Origin of the sequence: Microbispora sp. NPDC049633 (assembly GCF_040675265.1) — a bacterium.
Taxonomy (GTDB): Bacteria; Actinomycetota; Actinomycetes; order Streptosporangiales; family Streptosporangiaceae; genus Microbispora; species Microbispora maris.
Map to the genome: position 1 here is coordinate 1 of NZ_JBFAOO010000359.1, position 3539 is coordinate 3539.

Sequence of the window (3539 nt, forward strand, 5' to 3'; positions counted from 1 at the left end):
GGAGACGTCCGCCGGGCCGGTCCTGGTGCCCGGGCGCGCGCCCGCGTCCTCCGTCGCCGCCGCGAGCCTGGCCCAGTTCGCCACTCCCACGGTGGGCGCGATGTACACCAACGGCGACGACGGCTACCAGTACTGGTGCAGCGCCTCGACCGTCCCCTCGGGCAACCGCAACCTCATCCTCACGGCCGCGCACTGCGTCTACGACCGGGACCGGGGGACCTGGCGTACGAAGGGGATCTACATGCCCTTCTACCGGTACGGCCCGGATCCCGCATATGGCTCCTGGGTGCTCGACCAGGCGTTCGTCTCGCAGGACTGGCTGTCCGGGGGCGGCAGGACGAACGATGTGGCCTTCGTGACCGTCCGGCCGCGGTCCGACGGCGTCCGGATCGAGGACGTGACGGGCTCCAACGGCATGGGCTTCTTCCCGCCGCCCTGGTACCAGGGCACGGTGTTCGGCTACCCCGGTGAGCCTCCCTACGACGGCAACCTGCAGATGAACTGCACGGTCTACATCTCTCTGAGCATCGCCAAATGCCCCTTCACGGGCGGCTCCAGCGGGGGGCCGTGGGTGCGGGACTACCAGAACGAGCGCCGGTGGGGCTACGTCACCGGCCTCACCTCCACCGGAGTCGCGGGCACGGACGTCCGGTCCCCCGACTTCGGCTTCAGCGCGTACTCGCTGTGGCAGGGCGCCCAGGCCGGCTGAGAGACGGCCCCGCTCCTGGAATCGTCCGCGCCCGGCAGCGGTCAGGCCGCGTCGCGGCCCGACGCTCGGCCCGCATCCGCTGCTCGTCCGCGCCCTCGAACGCCGTCTCGCCGAGGCAGGCGTGGAGATCGGCGACCCGGAGACGGCCGTGGTGCTCGTCTCGGCCGGCTCCAGCGACCGCCGGGCGAACGCGACGATCGCCGCCGTCGCCCGCGAGTGGGCGCGTACCCGCCCCTGGTGGTCGGTCACCGCCGCCTACGCCTCGGCCGCCGCGCCCACGCCCGGGGACGAGGTCGTACGGCTGTCGCGCGCCGGCGCCCCGAGGGTCGTGGTGGCGCCCTACCTGCTGGCCCCCGGGCACTTCGCCGACAAGGTGGAGCGCGACACCCTGGAGGCCGGCGCGCACGCCGTGGCCGATGTCCTCGGCCCCGCGCCCGAACTGGTCGCGCTCCTGCTCGAACGCCACGCCCAGGCCGTGCGCGCCGCCTCCGAGGCCGCCTGACGCCCCACGCGCTACGGCGCGACGGCGGGGATCACGGACTGGTGCATGTGAGGGCGGGAGCCGACGGCGTACCGGTGCCGAGGAAGCCGAACGTGCTCGAGCCGGACGCCGGGATCGAGCCGTTGTAGGAGGCGTTCGTCACTTTGACCGCGGAGCCGCTGGCGCTCAGCGTGCCGTTCCACACCTGATTGATCGTCTGACCGCCGCTCAGCGTCCAGCCGACGGTCCACCCGTTGATCGCCGAAGCGCCCGCCGTCACCGTGACCTCACCCTGGAAGCCCCCGGACCACGAGTTCACCGTACGGTAGCTCGCCGTGCAGGCGCTCGACGCCGACGGACTGGCGGACGGCGACGGCGACGGCGAGATCGACGGACTGGCGGACGGCGACGCGGACGGCGACGCGGACGGGCTCGCGGACGGGCTGGGGGACGGCGACGACCCGCCCGGCGGCACGTACGGGCACTTGCTCCGGTACATCGAGACGTTGGCGGAGTCCGCCAGCTGCGGGCACAGGAACTGGGTGTATCGGGTGTCGTCGTCGAGGAAGATCTTCAACCAGGGGATCAGCACCCGCATCTCGGTGGTGTTCGCACGGGTCGCGAACAGGTGGTCCACACCGGTGATCTCCACCCACGCGCTCGGCGTAGAGGCCGGGATGGTGCTGTACAGCCCGTCCAGGTAGGACCGCGTGACCGTCGTGTCCCGCTGGCCCGAGATGAACATCGTCGGCACACGGTCGTTGGACAGACGGTAGTCCCCGACGGGCGAGCCGGGCGCGAGCCCGACCCCGGCCTGCAACGTGGGCCGCCGGAGCAGCGCGGACAGGACGCCGGCACCGCCCGCGGAGTGGCCGACCACCGACAAGCGGTTGGGGTCGACCCGGTCGCGCACCGCGCTGCGCTGGGTGAGGTAGTCCAGCGCGGCGAGCAGCTGGGTTCCCCGGGCGTCCGCGCTGTCGGTGCGGCTGTTGGTCTCGATCCCGATCACGACGAAGCCGAAGGACGCGAGCCAGGGGCCCATCCACGCTTCCTCGTTGGCGAACAGGGCGGAGTAGCCCGGCACGATCGCGACGCCGCCGAAGGTCCCCTGGCTGGTGTCCGTCGGGTAGTAGATCACGCCGCTGCCGAAGCCGTTCCCGCCCGGCACGCTGATCTGCGCGGTGGCGAACGTCCCCCGGCTGGCCGACACACTGGCCAGGGTTGGGGCGGGACCCCGCTGATAGGGATTGTCAGCGGCCGACGCCGCGTGAGTCGCGATGGTCGACGAGAGCAGCCCGAGGACGGCCACCGTCGCGGCCATCAGGCGGTGCATCAAGCGGCGTCCCCGGACGGGCCGCGGCCCCATGCCGCCGGCGGCACCGTGCTTCGGGAAGGCACCGTGCTCTGTGTCGGCACCGTGCTCTGTGTCGGCACCGTGCTCTGTGTCGGCACCGTGCTCTGTGTCGGCACCGTGCTTCGGGAAGGCACCGTGCTCTGGAGATTCACTCGTATGTCTTCGCACCGTTGTGTTCCTCCTTGTCAAGCTCTGACATAGAAAGCCTCATCCCCGTGGCGCGGACCACCGTTTCCCGCACCACGGCGCAGCCGACGGATCGACCGTCGCAGGACAGTGCAGCGCCAGGAGACTGTGCGGGGGTTTCGCCGGGTGGACCCGGCAGGGTCCGCAGGCCCTGTTGGTGGGGCGTCACCCGCCTGCGATGCGGGCACCGGCTGGTGTCGAGCCTTGCGGCTGGCGCCTCTTCGGGCCGGTCACGTGACGCACCGGCTCGCAGGTGATGCGTGGCGGCGCTGACATCGCCGGTCGGGCGTGCCGTACGTCGGTCTGTGGCAGACGGCTCGCCGGCCGGGACCTGTCGCGACGACCTGAGCACCGGCGGCTCCGGCCTTTCACCGCCGCGCGCGGAGAACCCGGCGGCCGGCGGGGTCGCGGATTGTGAGGACGGACAGCTGTGACGTGGTGCCGTCGGGGTCGCACGGCGATCCGGTCGCCTCCGCGCGCCGCGTCCTGTTGTTAACGCTCACATTTGTCTGCCGACCGAGCCCCTCTCCGTTTTGGTGGATGGCGGTGGTGTCGGGCGGAGCAAATACGAGGGAGAGCGGCACTGTCAAGCGCCCGGCCCGCCCGTTCCCGTCGACCCCACGATCGTGAGCGTGGGCTGACCGGCCTTATCGTGCGGCCGCTCACCGGATCGGCGTCACCTGTGGGTGAAATTTTCATTCATAGCCAAGGAACCCGCCGCCGGACACGACGTCCCCGACCGCCGCCACCATGGACGTCCGCCGGGCCGGTCCTGGTGCCCGGGCGCGCGCCCGCGTCCTCCGTCCCCG

3 protein-coding genes are annotated in these 3539 nt (G+C 71.8%); 2 read left to right on the forward strand and 1 reads right to left on the reverse strand.

The features are described 5' to 3' along the window. Positions 1-709: hypothetical protein (locus tag AB0J39_RS38735; protein WP_363474084.1), on the forward strand; the 709-nt coding region annotated here is incomplete at its 5' end. 121 nt (positions 710-830) lie between these two features. After that, positions 831-1211 (forward strand): CbiX/SirB N-terminal domain-containing protein, encoded by a 381-nt coding sequence (locus AB0J39_RS38740; RefSeq protein WP_363474086.1) that lies wholly within the window; start codon positions 831-833, stop codon positions 1209-1211. A gap of 31 nt (positions 1212-1242) precedes the next feature. Here the strand turns inward: AB0J39_RS38740 and AB0J39_RS38745 are convergent, their stop codons facing one another. After that, a complete protein-coding gene (locus AB0J39_RS38745) occupies positions 1243-2523 on the reverse strand; it encodes a cellulose binding domain-containing protein (protein ID WP_363474088.1) in 1281 nt (426 codons plus the stop codon). Between the last annotated feature and the right edge of the window lie 1016 nt (positions 2524-3539).

Bases quoted from the DNA above. Each gene is read 5' to 3' on its own strand.
- AB0J39_RS38745 (WP_363474088.1), bottom strand. From the start codon at position 2,523: ATGCACCGCCTGATGGCCGCGACGGTGGCCGTCCTCGGGCTGCTCTCG.